General features: G+C 64.9%; 21 protein-coding genes. 12 read left to right on the forward strand and 9 right to left on the reverse strand.

Annotation, left to right across the window (positions count from 1 at the left end):
• Positions 1-5 precede the first annotated feature (5 nt).
• The 5 genes from BLT75_RS19255 to BLT75_RS19275 all read right to left on the reverse strand — a co-directional run bounded on the left by BLT75_RS19255 (position 6) and on the right by BLT75_RS19275 (position 4,004).
• Complete coding sequence (locus tag BLT75_RS19255) at positions 6-260, reverse strand: PepSY domain-containing protein (protein WP_093035797.1); 255 nt, start codon at positions 258-260, stop codon at positions 6-8.
• A gap of 218 nt (positions 261-478) precedes the next feature.
• Positions 479-1,273, reverse strand: a complete 795-nt coding sequence (locus BLT75_RS19260) for a cytochrome c1 (protein WP_093035800.1) — start codon at positions 1,271-1,273, stop codon at positions 479-481.
• Between the two features lie 18 nt (positions 1,274-1,291).
• A complete protein-coding gene (petB, locus tag BLT75_RS19265) occupies positions 1,292-2,620 on the reverse strand; it encodes a cytochrome b (protein ID WP_093035803.1) in 1,329 nt (442 codons plus the stop codon).
• Positions 2,621-2,632: 12 nt separating this feature from the next.
• The gene (gene petA / locus BLT75_RS19270) at positions 2,633-3,193 is read right to left on the reverse strand and encodes a ubiquinol-cytochrome c reductase iron-sulfur subunit (RefSeq protein WP_093036060.1); all 561 of its coding nucleotides are present in this window, start codon (positions 3,191-3,193) and stop codon (positions 2,633-2,635) included.
• Positions 3,194-3,392: 199 nt separating this feature from the next.
• Positions 3,393-4,004, reverse strand: coding sequence for a glutathione S-transferase (locus BLT75_RS19275; protein ID WP_093036063.1), 612 nt, complete (start codon positions 4,002-4,004; stop codon positions 3,393-3,395).
• A gap of 170 nt (positions 4,005-4,174) precedes the next feature.
• Here BLT75_RS19275 and BLT75_RS19280 point away from each other — a divergent pair, with 170 nt between their 5' ends.
• Positions 4,175-5,065, forward strand: a complete 891-nt coding sequence (locus tag BLT75_RS19280; RefSeq protein WP_093035806.1) for an alpha/beta fold hydrolase — start codon at positions 4,175-4,177, stop codon at positions 5,063-5,065.
• Here BLT75_RS19280 and BLT75_RS19285 read toward each other — a convergent pair.
• Positions 5,062-5,679: an FMN-binding negative transcriptional regulator gene (locus BLT75_RS19285; protein WP_093035809.1), complete on the reverse strand. Its 618-nt coding sequence runs from the start codon at positions 5,677-5,679 to the stop codon at positions 5,062-5,064. The two genes, BLT75_RS19280 and BLT75_RS19285, sit on opposite strands and share 4 nt — an antisense overlap.
• A gap of 301 nt (positions 5,680-5,980) precedes the next feature.
• On the opposite strand from BLT75_RS19285, the gene aroC reads away from it, so the two are divergent.
• The 3 genes from aroC to BLT75_RS19300 are packed head-to-tail and all read left to right on the forward strand — an operon-like array spanning position 5,981 to position 8,665.
• The gene (aroC, locus tag BLT75_RS19290; RefSeq protein ID WP_093035812.1) at positions 5,981-7,081 is read left to right on the forward strand and encodes a chorismate synthase; all 1,101 of its coding nucleotides are present in this window, start codon (positions 5,981-5,983) and stop codon (positions 7,079-7,081) included.
• Positions 7,065-7,727: an HD domain-containing protein gene (locus BLT75_RS19295; RefSeq protein WP_093035815.1), complete on the forward strand. Its 663-nt coding sequence runs from the start codon at positions 7,065-7,067 to the stop codon at positions 7,725-7,727. The genes aroC and BLT75_RS19295 overlap by 17 nt, the downstream gene beginning before the upstream one ends.
• Positions 7,724-8,665: an AEC family transporter gene (locus BLT75_RS19300; protein WP_093035818.1), complete on the forward strand. Its 942-nt coding sequence runs from the start codon at positions 7,724-7,726 to the stop codon at positions 8,663-8,665. Before BLT75_RS19295 ends, BLT75_RS19300 begins: the two co-directional genes overlap by 4 nt.
• On the opposite strand, the gene BLT75_RS19305 is transcribed toward BLT75_RS19300, so the two are convergent.
• Positions 8,666-9,997, reverse strand: a complete 1,332-nt coding sequence (locus tag BLT75_RS19305) for a CoA transferase (RefSeq protein ID WP_093035821.1) — start codon at positions 9,995-9,997, stop codon at positions 8,666-8,668.
• 101 nt (positions 9,998-10,098) lie between these two features.
• Between BLT75_RS19305 and BLT75_RS19310 the strand changes: the two genes are divergently transcribed.
• The 3 genes from BLT75_RS19310 to BLT75_RS19320 are packed head-to-tail and all read left to right on the forward strand — an operon-like array spanning position 10,099 to position 12,562.
• Positions 10,099-11,034 carry a DMT family transporter gene (locus BLT75_RS19310; protein WP_093035824.1) on the forward strand — a complete coding sequence of 312 codons (936 nt, stop codon included), beginning with the start codon at positions 10,099-10,101 and terminating at the stop codon, positions 11,032-11,034.
• A gap of 56 nt (positions 11,035-11,090) precedes the next feature.
• Complete coding sequence (gene cobO / locus BLT75_RS19315; RefSeq protein WP_093036066.1) at positions 11,091-11,690, forward strand: cob(I)yrinic acid a,c-diamide adenosyltransferase; 600 nt, start codon at positions 11,091-11,093, stop codon at positions 11,688-11,690.
• Positions 11,691-11,695: 5 nt separating this feature from the next.
• Positions 11,696-12,562, forward strand: coding sequence for a DMT family transporter (locus tag BLT75_RS19320; RefSeq protein WP_093035827.1), 867 nt, complete (start codon positions 11,696-11,698; stop codon positions 12,560-12,562).
• Positions 12,563-12,629: 67 nt separating this feature from the next.
• Here BLT75_RS19320 and BLT75_RS19325 read toward each other — a convergent pair whose 3' ends face one another.
• Both BLT75_RS19325 and BLT75_RS19330 read right to left on the reverse strand, forming a co-directional pair.
• Complete coding sequence (locus tag BLT75_RS19325; RefSeq protein ID WP_093035830.1) at positions 12,630-14,198, reverse strand: alkaline phosphatase D family protein; 1,569 nt, start codon at positions 14,196-14,198, stop codon at positions 12,630-12,632.
• Positions 14,199-14,483: 285 nt separating this feature from the next.
• Complete coding sequence (locus BLT75_RS19330) at positions 14,484-15,350, reverse strand: branched-chain amino acid aminotransferase (RefSeq protein WP_093035833.1); 867 nt, start codon at positions 15,348-15,350, stop codon at positions 14,484-14,486.
• 155 nt (positions 15,351-15,505) lie between these two features.
• Here BLT75_RS19330 and BLT75_RS19335 point away from each other — a divergent pair, with 155 nt between their 5' ends.
• Genes BLT75_RS19335 through BLT75_RS19355 form a run of 5 tightly spaced genes read left to right on the forward strand, consistent with a single transcriptional unit; the run spans position 15,506 to position 18,779 of the window.
• Complete coding sequence (locus BLT75_RS19335; RefSeq protein ID WP_093035836.1) at positions 15,506-16,018, forward strand: MarR family winged helix-turn-helix transcriptional regulator; 513 nt, start codon at positions 15,506-15,508, stop codon at positions 16,016-16,018.
• A complete protein-coding gene (locus BLT75_RS19340; protein WP_093035839.1) occupies positions 16,015-16,716 on the forward strand; it encodes a response regulator in 702 nt (233 codons plus the stop codon). The genes BLT75_RS19335 and BLT75_RS19340 overlap by 4 nt, the downstream gene beginning before the upstream one ends.
• Before the next feature lie 28 nt (positions 16,717-16,744).
• On the forward strand, positions 16,745-17,671 hold the full coding sequence (locus BLT75_RS19345; protein WP_093035842.1) for a histone deacetylase family protein: 927 nt from the start codon (positions 16,745-16,747) through the stop codon (positions 17,669-17,671).
• The gene (locus BLT75_RS19350) at positions 17,668-17,910 is read left to right on the forward strand and encodes an exodeoxyribonuclease VII small subunit (protein ID WP_093035845.1); all 243 of its coding nucleotides are present in this window, start codon (positions 17,668-17,670) and stop codon (positions 17,908-17,910) included. Before BLT75_RS19345 ends, BLT75_RS19350 begins: the two co-directional genes overlap by 4 nt.
• Before the next feature lie 2 nt (positions 17,911-17,912).
• The gene (locus tag BLT75_RS19355; RefSeq protein ID WP_093035848.1) at positions 17,913-18,779 is read left to right on the forward strand and encodes a polyprenyl synthetase family protein; all 867 of its coding nucleotides are present in this window, start codon (positions 17,913-17,915) and stop codon (positions 18,777-18,779) included.
• The last annotated feature ends 8 nt before the right edge of the window (positions 18,780-18,787 follow it).

The raw sequence follows: 18,787 nt of genomic DNA on the forward strand, positions 1-18,787 counted from the left end.
GCCGGTCACTTCGTCTCGATCTTGACAACCTTGCCGGTTGCCGGGTCGACATAGACTTCAGCCATTTTCTTGTCCTTGACCACATAGGCCTCGATCTTGCCGTCCTCGGCCTCGACCTTGCGCACGTCGTAACCAAGGTCCTTCAGGCTGGTGCGAACGGCCTCCTCGGTCGTGCCCAAAATGGTGTCGGTGGTCATCTCCAAGGCGAACAGGGGGCCAGCGGCCAGAGCCATCACGGCGACAAGGGACAGGGTTCTCATTCCGGTTTCTCCTTTTCATCAGCGCAGACGGGTGTTCCAACTGCGTGAATTCAAACTGACCTCATCCGCTACTCTGCACCATTTGCCGGGGGCTTATGCGCCGGAAACAAGCGCGCGCTGATGTCGACGTCCGGCCGATACACAGCATCTGCCGGCGCAACGAAAAACCCCCGCAACCTGGGCTGCGGGGGCTGGTCTTTCGGAACCAGTGAAAGGGCTCAGTGTGCTTTCTTGCCCTTGTGCGGAGCCCAAAGGCGCTTGTTGGTCAGGTACAGCATGCTGGCCAGGATGGTCAGGAACACGACGCCGACCAGGCCGGCCTGCTTGCGTGCCATCATCTTGGGCTCGGCCGCCCACATCAGAAAGGCCGAAACGTCAGCCGACAGGTGATGCAGGTCGTTGGCATGACCATCGGCGAATTCCACCTGTTCGTCGCTGAGCGGCGGGGCCATCGAGATCCAGCCGCCCGGGAAGGCGGTGTTTTCATAGAGGATCGATCCGGCCTCTTCCTTCTCTTGGCCGGTGTACCCGGTTAGCAACGAGGCGATGTATTCCGCGCCACCGATGCCCTTGAACATCTGGTTGATGCCCAGGCCATAGGGGCCGTGGAAGCCCGCGCGCGCCTTGGCCATCATGCTGAGGTCCGGAGCGCCGGCGGCAGTATTGGCCGGGAAGTGATCGGTCGGGATCGCCGGGCGATCGTCTTCCAGTTCCGGATCATAGACGGTGAACATCTCGGCCGCATAGGCGCGGACCTGATCTTCGCTCCAGCCGATGCCGCCCTCGTCGCCCAGCGTGCGCAGCGGCACGTATTTCAGGCCGTGGCAGGCCGCACAGACCTCGGTATAGACCTGAAGGCCGCGTTGCAGCTGGTTCTGGTCGTAAGTGCCGAAGGGGCCTTCGAACGAGAACTGGAAATCCTCGATATGCTGCTCGCCGCCGCCTGCCGCATGAGATGCGACAGGAGCAAGCGCCAGGGCAAAAGCGGCACCGATTGCAAGTTTCTTGAACATGAGTCCCGGTCCCTCTTCTTACTCGGCCGGAGTGGCGTCAGACGCCGTGCCGTAGTGCGCGTTGAAGTCTTCTTCGATCGTCGCCGGTTGCGGCAGCGGCTTCTCGATCACACCCAGGATCGGGAGAATCACGAAGAAATAGCCGAACCAGTAGGCCGAGGCGATCAGCGAGAACGATGCATACGGCTCTTCCGCGGGCATCGCGCCCAGCCACATCAGGGCAAAGAAGTCGATGATCAGCAGGTAGAACCACCATTTGAACATCGGACGGTACTTGCCCGAACGGACCGACGAGGTGTCGAGCCAGGGCGCCAGAGCCATTGCCAGGATCGCACCGAACATCGCCAGCACACCAAAGAATTTGGCGTCGATGATGCCCCCGGTGACGAAGGATGCGAACTGCACCACCCAGACGTCGGAAGTAAAGGCACGCAGGATCGCGTAGAAGGGCAGGAAGTACCACTCCGGCACGATATGCGCGGGCGTCACCAGCGGGTTGGCCTCGATATAGTTGTCGGGGTGACCCAGGTAGTTCGGCATGAAGCCCACGATTGCCCAGAACACGGCCAGAACGACGGCCAGGGCAAAAAGGTCCTTGATCACGAAGTAGGGCCAGAACGGCAGCGTGTCCTTCTCGGCCTCGGCTTTCGACCCACGACGAACTTCAACACCTGTGGGGTTGTTGTTGCCGGTGGTGTGGAAGGCCCAGATATGCACCACGACCAGCGCTGCGATGACGAAGGGCAGCAGGTAATGCAACGAGAAGAAGCGGTTCAGCGTGGCATTGTCCACGGCGGGTCCGCCCAGCAGCCAGGTCTGGATCGCTTCGCCGACGAAGGGGATCGCGCCAAACAGGCCGGTGATCACGGTTGCGCCCCAGAACGACATCTGGCCCCAAGGCAGCACGTAGCCCATGAAGGCAGTGCCCATCATGCAGAGGTAGATCAGCATGCCGATGATCCAGGTCACTTCGCGCGGGGCCTTGTAAGAGCCGTAGAACAGGCCGCGGAAGATGTGGATGTATACGGCGACAAAGAACAGCGATGCACCGTTTGCGTGCAGATAGCGCAGCATGTAACCGCCGTTCACGTTGCGCATGATGTGCTCGACACTGGCGAAGGCCATGTCGACATGCGGCGTGTAATGCATCACCAGCACGATGCCGGTGATGATTTGAAGCGCCAGGCAGAAGGCCAGGACGATGCCCCAGATCCACCACCAGTTCAGGTTCTTGGGGGTGGGGATCATGATTGTATCATAGATCAGACCGACGATGGGCAGGCGGCTGTTCAGCCACTTCTCGGCGCCCGTCTTCGGTTCGTAATGGTCGTGCGGAATACCGGCCATGAGCGCGCTTCCTTATCCCAGCTTGATGGTGTTTTCGTCGACGAACTCTGCCACCGGAATGTGCAGGTTCTCAGGCGCGGGGCCTTTGCGGATCCGGCCAGACGTATCGTAGTGCGAACCGTGGCAGGGGCAGAACCAGCCGTGGAAATCGCCGGCGCCATCGCCCAGAGGCACGCAGCCCAGGTGGGTGCAGACACCCATCATCACCAGCCATTCACCGCTTTCGTCCAGCGAACGGTTCTCGTCGCTGGCATCGGCGCCCGGCTTGTTGGGGTTCTCGGCGCTCTGGTCGATCAGTTCGCTCAGTTCAACGGCGCGTGCCTCGCTGATTTCTTCCTCGGTGCGGCGGCGGATGAACACCGGCTTGCCCAGGAATTTCACGCTGATCTGGGTGCCCACTTCGACGCCGCTCACATCCACGCGAATCGACGACAGAGCCTGCACGTCGGCCGAGGGGTTCATTTGGTTCACCAGGGGCCAGACAACGGCTCCCGTGGCTACGGCACCTGCGCCAGCCGTGGCGTAGTAGAGGAAATCTCTGCGGGTGCCTTCGTGGTCTTCTGCGTGGGACACGAGGTTTTCTCCGATTCCAGCGCCCGGGTTCGGGCAAACATGCATGTACGCCGCAGGAAAATGCGGTGTCTCATCGCGGGTATCTAGCCGGGAGAAAACCGTTCGTCCAGCGGTCAAAGGCGCGCAGGACGCCGCAGTTTGCCTTTCATGTCGCGGCAGAGCCACACAATTTCAAGCGCAACCCGGAATTTTACCCCTCTCAGCCTGCGGGCGGGCGCGTCGATTCCATTGACGGGCGCGATTCGAAATCCGCAAACCACGCGGCCAGCGCCGGGTTCCCGTTGCGCCATCCGCGCGCGTCGTGCCGGAAATCGACATAGGCCAGCGCACAGGCCACCGCAATCTGCCCCATGTCCACCGGACCGGCCAGATGTGCCATCCAGCGGCTCTCCAGCGCGGCGCAGGCGCGGGCGATCTTGTTCCATTGCCCTTCGGTCCAGTCGTCCCATCGCCTGTCCTCGGGCCGCAGCCGCCCCTCGTAAGTCATCAACAGCGCCGCATCGGTGATACCATCGCCCAGCGCCTCGAGCGTCATCGTGTTCCAGCGCCCGTCGCCCGCCGGATAGAGCCCGCCCTTGTAGCGCGTATCCAGATAGGCGGTGATCACCCGGCTGTCGAACAGGGTCGGACCCTCGGGCCGTTCCAGCGCCGGCACCTTGGTCAGCGGGTTCTTGGCCAGCAGCGCCTCGGCCGGGGCCAGCGGTGTGCCGCTGGCGGTGACAAGTTCGACATCGCCCAGCTTGCCGGTCTCGTGCAGCAGGACCATGACCTTGCGCACATAGGGCGACGTCGCGCTGTAGTAGAGTTTCATCATGCTGCGTTCTCCCGACTTCCCGTGTAACGGCCCGAAACGGCCACCGATGCGACAAGTGGTATCCTGCCCACCCGCCAAATCAAGCCCCGAACCTGACCCAACGTCCCGTTTGAGCGCGTGGCACCCCAGCCGCTAGGCTGCCTGCAACTCTCGCAGCAGGTAGCCAGATGGACATGCCAAACCGCCCAAGCCGCAAATCCTGCCTGATCGGCGACATCACCCTGTCCTACGTGGAACGGCATTCCGATCTGCGCGGTCGGGGCAAGACCCTGTTCCTCTCTCACGCAACCGGGTTTCATGCCCGCGTTTGGGATCCGGTGATCGCTTGCCTGCCGCCGGTGCATTCGATCTGCGTCGATCTGCGCGGCCACGGCCACAGCACCGGCGGCCCGTTCGATCACTGGCATGTCATAGCTGAGGACCTGGCCGCGCTGCTCGATATGCTCGATTTGCGCGACATCGTCGGCATCGGCCACTCGATCAGCGGCCATGCCCTGACCCAGGCCACGTCGATGAGGCCCGACAGGGTGGCTGCGCTGGTCCTCATCGACCCGGTGATCATGGATCCGGAGTTCTACGAAACCGGGGCCCGGATCATGCAGGCCGTGGGCCTGCATCCGGCTGCCCTGCGCAAGCGCGATTTCACCGGCCCGGACGAAATGTTCGCCCGCTTTCGCGACCGCAGTCCCTATGCACTGTTCACGCCCGAGGCTTTGCACGCCTATTGCGACCACGCCCTGCGCCCCGACGGCGAGGGGGGCCTGACGCTCGCCTGCGCGCCCGAGACCGAGGCCGCGGCCTATATGGCGGCTTTCTCTAACCCGGCCATCTTCGATCACGTGGCCCGTGTCGCCTGCCCGGTTTGCGTTCTGCGCTCGGACCCGTTCGACCTGCAAACGATGCACGATTTCACCCGCTCGCCGACCTGGCCGGGGCTGGCGGCGACCTTTCCCGATGGCACCGACATCCAACGTCCTGACCTGACGCATTTCATGCCGATGCAGGCGCCCGATTTCGTTGCCGCGGAAATCGCCCACGCCGCCGGGCTGACAGCCTAGGACACTGCCCGCATCAACGCCGCCAGCGCCGCCACTTCGGCCCCGGTCCCGGCTTTCTCCAGCGCCTCTGCGGCCCCCATCCGCGCGGCGTCGGGCTTGTTCTGCCCCAGCTTCCAAGTCCCCTGCACATCTTCAATGCGGAACCGGCAGGGCACGATCATCCGCATCATGCGTTCCAGCCCCTCGGGCTGCATCTTGTCCGCGACCCAGCGCACCTTGGGGCTAAGGCGCCCCTCGAACTCGGCCGATAGCCGGTCGAGCAGGCCGCGCATCTCCTCCTGCGGCCGCAGTTCCAGTCGGCCGACCAGATGCACGGCGACATAGTTCCAGGTCGGCACCTGCTCCTCCATCCCGTACCAGTCGGGCGAGACATAGCTGTCCGGCCCGCTGACCACGAGCCGCCCCGGCACCGGCTCTGCCAGCAGCCGCACGATCGGGTTCGATCGCACCAGATGCAGTTCGACCACATCCCCGGCCGGGTTCAGCAGGAATGGCACATGGCTGATCAACGGCGCGCCTTGCGCCGCCATCGCCAGCACGCCGAACCCTCGGGCGCGTGCGAACTCCAGATTGCGCGCGGTGCTTTCGCCGCGAAACGCGAGGTTGGGGTGCATGCTTGTCCTCCTGTCCTGCAGGAACGTCTTGCAGCGCAGCCCGCTGCTTGGCAAGCGCTCCTCGGTTCGTGCTCGCACCGAGGCGCGCCAGCCGGCATGCCTGCGTCACCGGCCGCGCCGCGCTCCAGATCACGGCCACCCGGCCGAAACGTCACGGCACCGCCTGATCTTCATCTTTCCACAAATGCTCCGGAGGCGTCTCCGCAGCACGGAGACGGGGGCAGCGCCCCCCTCCCGCCCCGTAAACCCCTTGAGGCCCGGGACGCAGCCCGCTAAGCACATCGCGCAAAGGAGCCCGCCCATGTCGATGAACAGCTTTGGCCATCTTTTCCGCGTCACCACCTGGGGCGAAAGCCACGGACCCGCGCTTGGCGCCACGGTCGACGGTTGCCCGCCGGGCGTGCCCATCGACGAGGCGATGATCCAGCACTGGCTCGACCGCCGCAAACCCGGTCAGAACAAATACACGACCCAGCGCCGCGAAGCGGACGAGGTGAAGATCCTGTCCGGCGTGTTCGAGGGCCAGACCACCGGCACGCCGGTGCAGCTGATGATCGAGAACACCGATCAGCGCTCCAAGGACTACGGTGACATCAAGGACAAGTTTCGCCCCGGCCACGCCGACATCACCTATTTCCAGAAATACGGCATCCGCGACTATCGCGGCGGCGGCCGCAGTTCGGCCCGCGAAACCGCCGCGCGGGTGGCCGCCGGTGGGCTGGCGCGTGAGGCGATCCGGGCGCTTGCGCCAAATGTCCAGATCACCGGCTACATGGTGCAGATGGGCCCGAACCGGATCGACCGCACCCGTTTCGACTGGTCGCAGATCGAACAGAACCCGTTCTGGGTGCCCGACGCCCAGGCCGCCTCCGACTGGGCCGACTATCTCGACGGGCTGCGCAAATCCGGCAACTCGGTCGGCGCGGTGATCGAGGTCGTTGCACGCGGCGTGCCCGCTGGCCTCGGCGCGCCGGTCTATGGCAAGCTCGACACCGATCTGGCCGCCGCGATGATGTCGATCAACGCGGTCAAGGGCGTCGAGATCGGCGAGGGCATGGCCGCCGCCGAACTGACTGGCGAGGCCAATGCCGACGAGATCTTCATGGGACAGAACGGCCCGCAATACAGCTCGAACCACGCCGGCGGCATTCTGGGCGGCATTTCCACCGGGCAGGACATCGTGGTGCGGTTCGCGGTGAAACCCACCTCCTCGATCCTGACCACCCGCAAGACCATTACCAGGACCGGCGAGGAAACCGAGATCATCACCAAGGGCCGCCACGACCCCTGCGTCGGCATCCGTGCCGTGCCGGTGGGCGAGGCAATGATGGCCTGCGTGATTCTCGACCACCTGCTGCTGCACCGCGGCCAGATCGGGGCCAATCGTGGCCATATCGGCTGACCTGCACGACGCGCTACGCAGCCTTGTCGCCACGCGCATGGTCACCGACCCGGCACATGACCTGGCGCATCTGGACCGGGTCTGGGTCAATGTGCAGGCCATTGCCGGACCCGGGGCCGACAGGGATGTGCTGCTTGCCGCCAGCTATCTGCACGACCTCGTGAACCTGCCCAAGAACGCGCCCGACCGGCACACCGCCTCACGCCGCTCGGCGGAGGCGGCCGAGCCGCTGCTGCGCGAGCTTGGTTTCGATGCCATGCGCATCGCCGCCACCCGGCACGCCATCGTGGCGCACAGTTTCTCTGCCGGCATCCCGCCCGAGACCGAGGAGGCCCGTATCCTGCGCGACGCCGACCGGCTCGATGCGCTGGGCGCCATCGGCATCGCACGCAACTTTTCCGTCTCGGGGTCGCTGGGCCGGGCGCTCTATGACCCCGCCGACCCGTTCTGCGAACACCGCGCCCCCGACGATACGCTCTATTCGCTCGATCACTGGCGGGTGAAACTTCTGGCCCTGCCGCAGGGCATGCTGACCACCAAGGGCCGCGTCCTGGCCGAGGCGCGCATCGCGCTGATGCTGCGCTTTCTCGACGATTTCGCCGCCGAGATCGGCACCCCCCTGCCTGTCGGTTGGATTCAGGCTTGAGCCAGATCCTGAGCATCACCTTCCCGATCTACGCCGCTCTGGCGGTCGGGTTCCTGGTGGTCCGGCAGGGCTGGTTCAGCACCGGCGACATGCGGGTTCTGGGCCGCTATGTGATGGATATCGCGCTGCCCGCGCTTCTCTTCAACGCGGTGGCCAGCCGCGATGTGGCCGAGGTGTTTCACCCCGGCTACATGCTGGCCTTTGCTGCCGCCGGCCTTGCCACAGTCGGGCTCAGCTATCTGTGGTTCACGCTGGCGGGCACCGAGGCCAGCCGCCGCGCGGTGGCCGTGATGGGCAGTTCCTGCCCCAATTCCGGTTTTGTCGGCTATCCTGTGATGCTGCTCACCTTTCCCGATCTGGCGGGCGTGATTCTGGCGCTCAACATGCTGGTCGAGAACGTGCTGATCATCCCCGCCTGCCTGATCCTGATGGACATGGCGCGTGGGCGCGGCCAGGGCGGCATCGGCCAGCGAATCGCGGGCATCCTCTGGGGCGTGCTGAAACGTCCGATGGTGATCGGCCTGCTTTTGGGTCTGGCGGTCAGCCTCGCAGGCGTACCCATGCCGCAGGCCGTGACCCGGCTGATGCAGATGCTGGCCGCCTCCGCCTCGGCGCTGGCGCTCGTCGTGATCGGCGGTTCGCTCGCGGGCCTCAGCTGGCGCGGCAGCCGCTGGCATGCGGTGCAGATCTCGGCGCTGAAACTGCTGCTTCATCCGGCGCTGGCCCTTCTGGCGGTGATGCTGGTCGCCGCGATCGGCCTGCCGCTGGACGCCAACATGCGCACCGCCCTGATCCTGTCGGCGGCGATGCCGATGTTCGGCATCTACGCCGTTCTTGCGCAGGAACTGAGGCACGAAGGCATGGCCTCGATCGCGCTGCTCACGGCAACCACGCTGGCCTTCTTTACACTCTCGGGCCTCCTCTGGTGGCTGACCTGATCAGCGCCAGGCGGCGGGCGACGATCCCAGATCGCAAGCCGCACTGTCCCAGTGCATCGGCGCCCCCTCGACGCTCAGCGCCGGCTTCAACCGCCGCGCCGGTCCCCAAGGCGTCTGCTCCTGCCAATCCGACAGGTCATCGGGCGCAGACCCGGTGATCGCCGGACCCTCCTCGGCCGCCTCCAAGGCACAATGCAGTTCTGCCGTCCGCGCCAAGGACAACCGGGCCGAGGACACGCCCTCGCCCCGCGCCGCCCGCGCCAGCGCCGACAAGACCGCCGCCGCCATCAGGTAGCCCGTCGCATGGTCCAGCGCCTGCACCGGCAACGGATGCGGCTTGTCGGCCCCGGCCCAACCCATGCCCGCCTTGGCGATGCCACAGCTCATCTGCACCAGCGAATCGAACCCGCGACGCCCCGCCCATGGCCCGGTCCAGCCATAGGCGCAGAGGCTCACCTCGATCAGGTTCGGCGCCAGTTCCATCCGCCGCTCGGGCGGCACCAACGCATCCAGCGCGCCGGGCCGATAGCCATGCACCAGCACATCCGCCCCCTCCAGCAGCGCCTCGAACCGGACCCGGTCGGCGGCCTGTTTCAGGTCCAGATGGGCACAGGTCTTGCCCAGTGTTACATCTGGCACCACCCCCGGTTCCGACCAGCTTGGCGGGTCGATGCGCAGCACCTCGGCCCCGTACCCGGCCAGCGTCCGAGTCGCCATCGGCCCCGCCAGCACCCGTGTCAGGTCGAGCACCCTCAGCCCCGCCAGCGGCCGCGCCCGCGTGCCGCCATAATCGCGCAAGGCACCTGCGCGCGTCGCCCAATGCACCAGCGGTTCCGCCGCCACCGCTGCCCCCTGCGGATGCGCCAGCCAGGCCGCGCGATCGCGCATCGCCGCCGCAGCTCCGCCCGCGCTCACAACAGCGGTTTCCAGCGCGTCGATCTGCCAGCCGCGCAGCGCCTCGGCCACCTTTGCGCGCTCGGCCCCGCACCCAAGTACCGACAGCGCCGCATCCCGGTGATGCGGCGCATTGGTATGCAACCTGATCCAGCCATCCGCCGCCGCATAGTCACCCGCAATCGGATCCCAGGCGCCGGGCATCTGCCAGCCCTGTGGATGGATTGACCAGGAGTACCACAGCGACGCCAACCGCCGGTCGACCATGACCGCCGGGCGCGGCCCAAGACCCTTGGCCTCGATCAACGCGCCCAGCGCCGAACCCACCGCGCCAAAGCATCTGGTCGCGAGTTCTGTCACCGCGAACCGCGAAGGCCACGCGCCCCGACCCTGAACATCAAACGCCTGCGGTCCGAATGCGGCTGATACCTGATCCATACCCTGTGCTCCCGTGAACTTTCTGCACTTGCACAATGACTGTTACCGTTACCAGAAATCAACCAATTGATCTTTCCCAGCCAAAGGCGCAGGTTCGCGCCATGGCAAAGCCCTTAACATCGCATCGACCGATTCTGGCGGTCACACTGAAACTCGGCGCGCTGTTCCTGTTCACCGGCATGTCGGCGATGATCAAGGCATTATCCGCCGATTTTCCACCCGGCGAGATGGTGTTCTTCCGGTCGCTCTTTGCCATCCCGGTCATCTTCGTCTGGCTGATCGCACGCGGCGAGATGCGGCAGGGTCTGATCGTCAAGAAACCGATGGGCCATTTCTGGCGCGGCGTTCTGGGTACCGGAGCCATGGGGCTGACCTTTACCGGGCTTGGCCTGCTGCCCTTGCCCGAAGTGACGGCCATCGGCTATGCCACCCCGATCTTTACCCTGATCCTGGCGGCACTGATGCTGGGCGAGACCATCCGGCTGGTGCGCATCGGCGCCGTGGTACTGGGTCTGCTGGGGGTGATCGTCATGCTCTGGCCGCGGCTGGGCGCGGGGGCCTCGCTGGACCAGGCGGCCACCATCGGGGCGCTCTGCATATTGGGGGCTACCATCGCCCGCGCCTTTGTCCAGATCCATATCCGGCAATTGGTGCAGGTCGATCATGCCGCCGCCATTGTCTTCTATTTCTCGCTGACGGCGACACTGCTTTCCGGGCTGACAGTCTTTTTCGGCTGGACCATGCCAACCTGGGAGCAGGCCGCGATCCTGATCCTGACCGGGCTGGTCGGCGGCGTGGCGCAGATCCTCGTCACCTCCTCCTACCGGTTTGCCCAGGCCTCGATGCTGGCGCCCTACGACTATGCCTCGATGCTGTTCGCCATCGTCATCGGCTATCTCTGGTTCGACGAATTGCCGACCCTGGTGATGCTGGCCGGCGCCACGCTGGTGATTGCGGGCAACGTGGTCGTGATCTGGCGCGAGCGGCAGCTGGGCCTCGACACGGCCAAGACACGCCCGCTCAATCCCAAGGCATGACCTTTACCTTTCCGCGCCACGCCCTAGGGTAGCGCGCAACCGGGAAAGGAATGAAGATGACCGACGCACAGGATCACAAGGAAAAGATGAAGGCCGTGCAGGCCGAGCACCGCAAGAAAGTGTCCGAGGCGGTCGACCCCGGCCGCGGGCTGGTGCTGATCAATACCGGCAAGGGCAAGGGCAAGTCCTCGGCTGCCTTCGGCGTGGTGATCCGGGCGCTGGGCTGGGGGCAAAAGGTCGCCGTGGTCCAGTTCATCAAGGGCAAGTGGAAAACCGGCGAGCGGCGTTTCTTCGAAGAACACAATCTGGTGACCTGGCACACGATGGGCGAGGGTTTCACCTGGGACACCCAGGACCGCGACCGCGACATCGCCGCCGCCACCGCCGCCTTTGCCAAGGCGCGCGAATTGATGGAGAGCGGCGATTACGACCTGGTGGTGCTGGACGAGATCAACATCGCGCTGCGCTATGAATACCTGTCGGTCGATACTGTGCTTGACGGGCTCAAGGCGCGCTCGGACCGCACCAGCGCGTTTCTTACGGGGCGCGACGCGCCGCAGGCGCTGCGCGACTATGCCGATCTGGTGACCGAGATGACGGTCGAGAAACACCCGTTCGAAGCCGGGATCAAGGCGCAGCGCGGCGTGGATTTCTGACCCGCATGACCCGGCAGGCCGAGAACCTCAGCGGCAGTCTCTACATGGTCGCCGCCATGGGCGCCTTTGCGCTCGAGGATATGTTCGTCAAATCCGCCACCGCCGTCCTGCCCGTCGGGCAGGTGCTGATCCTCTTCGGGCTTGGCGGCATGGCGATATTTGCCCTGCTGGCCCGCTGGCGCGGTGAGGCGGCGCTGGTCCGGCCTGACCGGACCTTAGCCGTCCGTTCCGGTTTCGAGGTGATGGGCCGCATCTGCTATACGCTGGCGCTGGCGTTGACGCCCCTCACCAGCACCTCGGCCATCCTTCAGGCGACCCCGCTGGTGGTGGCGATGGGGGCGGCACTGTTTCTGGGCGAAACCGTGGGCTGGCGGCGTTGGGTGGCGATCCTGATCGGGCTGGCCGGTGTGCTGCTGATCCTGCGGCCCGGAATGGAAGGGTTCGTCCCCGCCTCGATCTTTGCCGTCCTCGGCATGATCGGCTTTGCCGGGCGCGATCTGGCCACCCGCGCCGCGCGGCCCCGGCTGAGCAACGCGCAACTGGGCGTCTACGGTTTCGGCGCGCTGGTCGTGTCGGGCGTGCTGGCGCTCGGCTGGACCGGCGGAGCCACCTTGCCCGATCCGCATACGGCCCTGCACCTGGCCGCCGCGATCCTGTTCGGTGTTCTGGCCTACGAATGCCTGACCCGCGCGATGCGGCGGGGCGAGATCTCGGTCATCGCACCCTTCCGTTATGTCCGGCTGGTCTTTGCCATGATCCTCGGCATCGTCGTTTTCGGCGAAAGCCCCGATGCCGCCACCTGGGCTGGCAGCGCCATCATCGTTGCCGGCGGCATCTACACCATCCTGCGCGAGCGGCGTGCAAGACGCTGACTGGCCCCGCCGGGGCCAGCCGCAGAATTTCTGTCACGGGAAGATTTTCGATCTTCCGCCCCAACCGTCAGAGCGCGGTCAGGACCGGGTCGAGCGTGACAGACCACAGTTCGCTATTGCCGCGATCCATCAGCCGCACCTTCATCTGCTGGGTCGCGCCGTTGATGTCCACGAGACCGAAGAACTGCAGCCCCATGCTGGGCGGCAGGTTCGCCCCCTGCTCTGGCGCAGGCGCCTTGACGAATTTCACCTCGGGGCCAAAGGTTTGGTCCAGCTCGTTGGGGCCGAATGTTCCGGCATGCAGCGGGCCCGAGACGAATTCCCAGAACGGGTCGAAATCCTGGAACTGCGCCCGGTCCGGGCTGTAGTGATGCGCGGCGGTGTAATGCACATCCGCGGTGAACCACACGGTGTTCCGGATACCCGCGCTCTTGATGAACCGCAACAGATCGGCAATCTCCAGCTCGCGCCCTCTGACCGGACCATTGTCGCCGTTCGCGATCGCCTCGGCCCCGGCCTGCTCCTTCCAGTTGTCCCAGACGATCACGCCGATCGGCATGTCCGAGGCGATCACCTTCCACGTCGCGGTCGAGGCCGCCAGTTCCCGCTTGATCCAGGCCAGCTGCTCGGCACCCAGGATGCGGCTCTGGTCGGTAATCTCTTCCTCCATAGAGGCACCGTTCGGCCCGCGGTAGCTGCGCAGGTCAAGGAAGAACACGTCCAGCATCGGCCCGTAAGAGATCTTGCGATAGACCCGGCCTGGCTCGGCCGGGGTGATCCTGAGCGGCGTCATCTCGTGGAAGGCGCGGGCTGCCCGGCTTTGCAGCACATGCACGGATTTTTCGGAGTAGCGGTCATCGCTCAACAGGTCCTTTGCATCGGACCAGTTGTTGACCACCTCGTGGTCGTCCCACTGGAAGAACGTCGGGCAAACGGCGTTCATCGCCTGCACATGCGCGTCCATCAGGTTGTATTTCCACTGGCCGCGGAATTCGTCCAGGGATTCGGCGACCTTGCGCTTCTCGTCGATCAGGGTGGTGTTTTTCCAGATCACCGCGCCGTCCTTTTCGACCACGTCCTTCATCGGACCGTCCGCATAGATCGTGTCGCCTGAGTGGATGAAGAAATCGGGCTGGTGCTGCGCCATCGTGGCATAGGTCCGCATGCCCTCGTCATCGATGCCCCAGCCCTGGCCGGCGGTATCGCCCGACCAGGCAAAGCGCACGTCGCGCCTTGCGTTGGGCGCGGTGCGGAACCGGCCGACAATCGGCTCGGACAGCGCGCTGATGTCGTTCAGGTCCGCGGCGACAAAGCGATAGAACACGTCCTGATCCGACGGCAGCCCCTCGACCAGCCGCTTTACGGCAAAATCGCTGTCCGGCGTGGCGAACATCGGCGTCAGGCGGCGCGCATCCGCAAAACTCTCGGTGGTGGATATGTCCATCATCACCCTTGCCGGGCGGTCGGTGCGCGTCCAGATCATCCCCGAGACGGTGTCAACGTCACCGGATTGCACCCCATGGGTAAACATCGGGCGCGACGAGGCCCGGCTGATCGCGGGCATCGCCAACGTGGCTGTAAAGGCTGTGCCACCGGCCAGAAATGCGCGGCGCGAAGGGTGAAGAATGCGTGTCATGCGAAAACTCTCCTGTCTGGCGGCCGGGTGTTCCGGTCCGCTCGATTGGCAAGACGCATGAGAGCCGCAGAAGTGTAAAATCCGCGGCTCAGATTCTTGAACTTCTCACGATGATACTGTGACAGGTCCGGCCCGTCACCACATGCCGGCACGGAGTTCCGCGCCTGTCGCGCCACTTGATCCTGTTCCAACGCGACCCACTGCATCGTCGAGGTCACGACCCGGATCGTCTAAACGAAGAAGGGCGCCGGATTACCGGCGCCCAAACTTAACACGGGTCGAGCTTTAGGCCCGAACCAGCGCCTCATACTCCGCCGCGATATCGCGGGTCATCTGGCCCACTTCGAAAGTATAGGGGCCGATCTGACCCACCGGGGTGACCTCGGCGGCGGTGCCGGTCAGCCAGCACTGTTCGAACCCTTCCATCTCTTCCGGCTTGATGCGGCGCTCATGCACGGTGATGCCCTTGTCCTTGAGCATCTGGATTACCGTCTGCCGGGTGATCCCGTTCAGGAAGCAGTCGGCCAGCGGCGTATGCACTTCGCCATCCTTGACAAAGAACACGTTGGCGCCGGTCGCCTCGGCCACATAGCCGCGCCAGTCCATGAACAGCGCGTCCGAACAGCCCTTGGCCTCGGCCTTGTGCTTGGAGATGGTGCAGATCATGTAAAGACCCGCCGCCTTGGCATGCACCGGGATGGTATCCGGGCTGGGCCGCTTCCATTCCGCGATGTCCAGCTTGGCGCCCTGCATCTTGGCGTCGCCGTAATAGGCGCCCCAGGGCCAGACCGCGATTGCCATCCGCACCGGGTTGCGGGCCGAGGCCACGCCCATATCTTCGCCCGAACCGCGCCAGACCAGCGCGCGCACATAGGCGTCCGTCAACCCGCTGGCTTTCAGCGTCGCTTCCTTGGCGGCCTCGATCTCGTCCACCGAATAGGGCATCGGCATGTCCAGAGCCTTGGCGGACGCGACCAGGCGTTCGGAGTGTTCGCGGCTCTTGAAGATCTTGCCGTTATAGGCCCGCTCGCCTTCGAAAACCGAACTGGCATAGTGCATCGCATGGGTCAGAATATGGACCTTGGCATCGCGCCAGGGAACAAACTCGCCATCCATCCAGATCACGCCGTCGCGATCGTCATAAGCCGTCATGTCATATCCTCCAGCCCAGCCGTTTTCCAATAATTGCGCACATTAGGTCCGACCCGGACACAAAGTTGCGCAAAAACTGCGACTCGATACTTGTTCCATATTGGAATGTCAATAAGACTGACATAAACTGTCCGAACCCAAGGAAGAGGCACACCATGTCCGATGCACGGCCGGCTCAGGCCTTTGGCGGGGAAAGCTTGCTGTTTCTGACAGACGAGCAGTTGCGTCAGGGGATAGAAGCAATGTTCTTCGCCTATCGCGGCTTTACCGCCGATCCCGACCGGATTCTGGCCGAACTGGCCTATGGACGCGCGCACCACAGGGCCATCCATTTCATAAACCGCGCGCCGGGAACCACGGTGAACAACCTGCTGGCCATCCTCGGCGTCACCAAGCAGTCGCTCAACCGGGTTCTGCGCACCCTGATTGCTGATGGCCTTGTCGAAAGCCGGGTCGGCACCGAAGACAAGCGCGAACGCCATCTATACCTTACAGCCGAGGGAGCCGCGCTTGAATCCAAACTTTCGGACGCCCAGCGCGTCCGTATGCGCAGCGCCTACAAGGAGGCCGGCCCCGAGGCCGTCGCCGGGTTCCGCCAGGTGCTCGAGGCGATGATGGACCGCGAGATGCGGCGCACCTATGCCAAACTGCGGGACAGTTCCTCATGACCACGCTCGAGTCCCACCTGCTGATCGTCGACGATGACGAGCGTATCCGCGACCTGCTCAAGAAGTTCCTGATTCGCAACGGTTTCCTCGTGACCGCTGCCCGCGATGCCGCCCATGCGCGCAGGGTGCTGTCGGGACTCGACTTCGACCTGATCGTGATGGACGTGATGATGCCGGGCGAGGATGGCGTCAGCCTGACCCGGTCACTGCGCGAAACCCTGTCTATCCCGATCCTGCTTCTTACCGGGCGCGGCGAGACCGAGCACCGCATCGCCGGACTTGAAGCCGGGGCCGACGACTATCTGGCGAAGCCGTTCGAGCCGCGCGAGCTATTGCTCAGGATAAATGCCATCCTGCGACGGGTCCCCGAAACGCTCGCCCAGGAGGCGGCACCCAAATTCCTGCAACTGGGCCCGATCCGTTACGATATCGAGCGTGGCGAACTGTGGCAGGGCGACAAGCTCGTCCGCCTCACCGCGACCGAAAGCCAGCTTATGAAGATCTTTTCGGCTCGACCGGGAGAGGCTTTCTCGCGAACGAAACTGGTCGAAGAACTGGGCCGAGATCGCGGTCAGGCGCAGGAACGCGCGGTCGACGTGCAGATCACCCGCCTCCGGCGGAAGATCGAGCCGAACCCGAAACAACCACGATACCTGCAAACGGTGCGCGGCGCGGGCTATATGCTGGCGCCGGATTGACCCCAGCGCATCGCCACAAGGAACGCTGATGAAAACCGCCCTGATCACCCATGCCGACTGTCTGAACCATGTCACCCCCACGGGACACCCCGAGCGGGTGGCCCGGCTCGAACATGTGCTTCACGCCCTCGAACCGCTCGACCTGCGCCGCGTCACCGCGCCGCTGGCTGCCGAAGACGACCTGCTGCGCGTTCATCCTGCAGGCTATATCTCCGATATCCGCGATGCCCGCCCTGACGAGGGGTTCACACAGATCGACGGCGACACCTTCCTGTCGCCCGGATCGGTCGATGCCGCGTTCCGTGCCGCAGGCGCGGTGGTGCGCGCGGTTGATATCGTGCTGGGCGGCGCGGTGCAAAATGCGTTCTGTGCCATCCGTCCGCCGGGGCACCATGCCGAACGGGAAACCGCGATGGGCTTCTGCCTCTTCGGCAATGCCGCGCTTGCGGCGAAACACGCGCTCGACCATCACGGACTTTCGCGTGTGGCCGTGGTCGATTTCGACGTGCATCACGGCAACGGCACCCAGGACCTCTTGTGGGACGAGGCGCGCGCGCTTCTGATCACCAGCCAGCAGATGCCGCTCTGGCCCGGCACTGGCCGCCCGGACGAGGATGGCGCGCATGGCCAGATCCTCAACATCCCGCTGGCCCCCGGCACCGGCGGTGCCGAGATGCGCGCGGCCTACACGGCCCAGGCTTTCCCGCGCCTGCGCGCCTTCAAGCCCGAACTCATCATCATCTCCGCCGGATTCGACGCCCACCAGGACGACCCGCTGGCCAACCTGAACTGGTCCACGGCCGACTTCGCCTGGCTCACCGCCGAGCTGTGCACGCTGGCGCAGGAACTGTGCCAGGGCCGTATCGTCTCGACTCTCGAAGGCGGTTATGATCTGAACGCGCTCGCCGCCGCCACGCGCGCGCATGTACAGGAACTGATAAAGGCCGCGACATGACCGAGACACCCGTCGAACAGATGAGTTTTGAACAGGCGATGAAAGAGTTGGAAACCGTGGTCGGCCAGCTTGAACGCGGCGATGTGGCGCTGGACCAGTCCATTGCCCTTTACGAACGCGGCGCGGCACTGAAAAAGCGTTGCGAGGACGAGCTGCAGCGCGCCGAGGAAAAGGTCGCCGCCATCACGCTCGACTCCAATGGTCAGCCCACCGGAACCAAGCCGGTCGAAGGTCTCTGACCATGTTCGGCGAAAGGCTGGCGCGGGACGCCGCGCTGATCCAGCGCACATTCGACGCTGTGCTGGGTGAGCTGGAGTCGCTCGACATCACCCGCGCCATGGCCTGGACGACCGAAGGCGGCAAGCGCCTGCGCGGTTTCCTTGTGCTGGAAAGCGCGCGTCTGCACGGTGTGGACGAGGCGCGCGCCATCTGGCCCGCCACCGCCATCGAGGCGCTGCATGCCTATAGCCTGGTACATGACGACCTGCCCTGCATGGACGACGACGACCTGCGCCGGGGCCGCCCCACCGCCCATGTGAAGTGGGACGAGGGCACCGCCGTGCTGGCCGGGGACGCATTGCAATCGCTGGCCTTCGAACTGTGTACCCGCCCCGAGGTCGGCTCCGCCGAGGTTCGCGTCGCCCTGGCGCTGACGCTGGCGCAGGCCGCCGGCGCGCGCGGCATGGTGCTGGGCCAGGCGCTCGATATCGCCGCCGAAACCGCACCCGAACCGCTGACACTCGACCAGATCACCCACCTTCAGGCGGGCAAGACCGGCGCGCTGATCGAATGGTCCGCCGCCGCAGGCGCCGTGCTGGCGCAGGCCGATCCCACCCCCTTGCGCCAATATGCCCGCGCGCTGGGCCTTGCCTTCCAGATCGCCGACGACATCTTGGATGTCGAAGGCGATGCTGAAAAGGCCGGCAAGCGGCTGCAAAAGGACGCGGGCGCGGGCAAGGCCACCTTTGTCTCGCTACTGGGTCTCGATGCCGCCAGGAACCGCGCGCGCGATCTCGTCGACCAGGCCTGCACCGCGCTCGCCCCCTATGGCGCGAGCGCCGAAACCTTGAAGGAAGCCGCCCGCTTCGTTATTGCGCGCGAGAACTGAACCACGAA

This window comes from Ruegeria marina (genome assembly GCF_900101475.1).
GTDB lineage: Bacteria > Pseudomonadota > Alphaproteobacteria > Rhodobacterales > Rhodobacteraceae > Ruegeria_B > Ruegeria_B marina.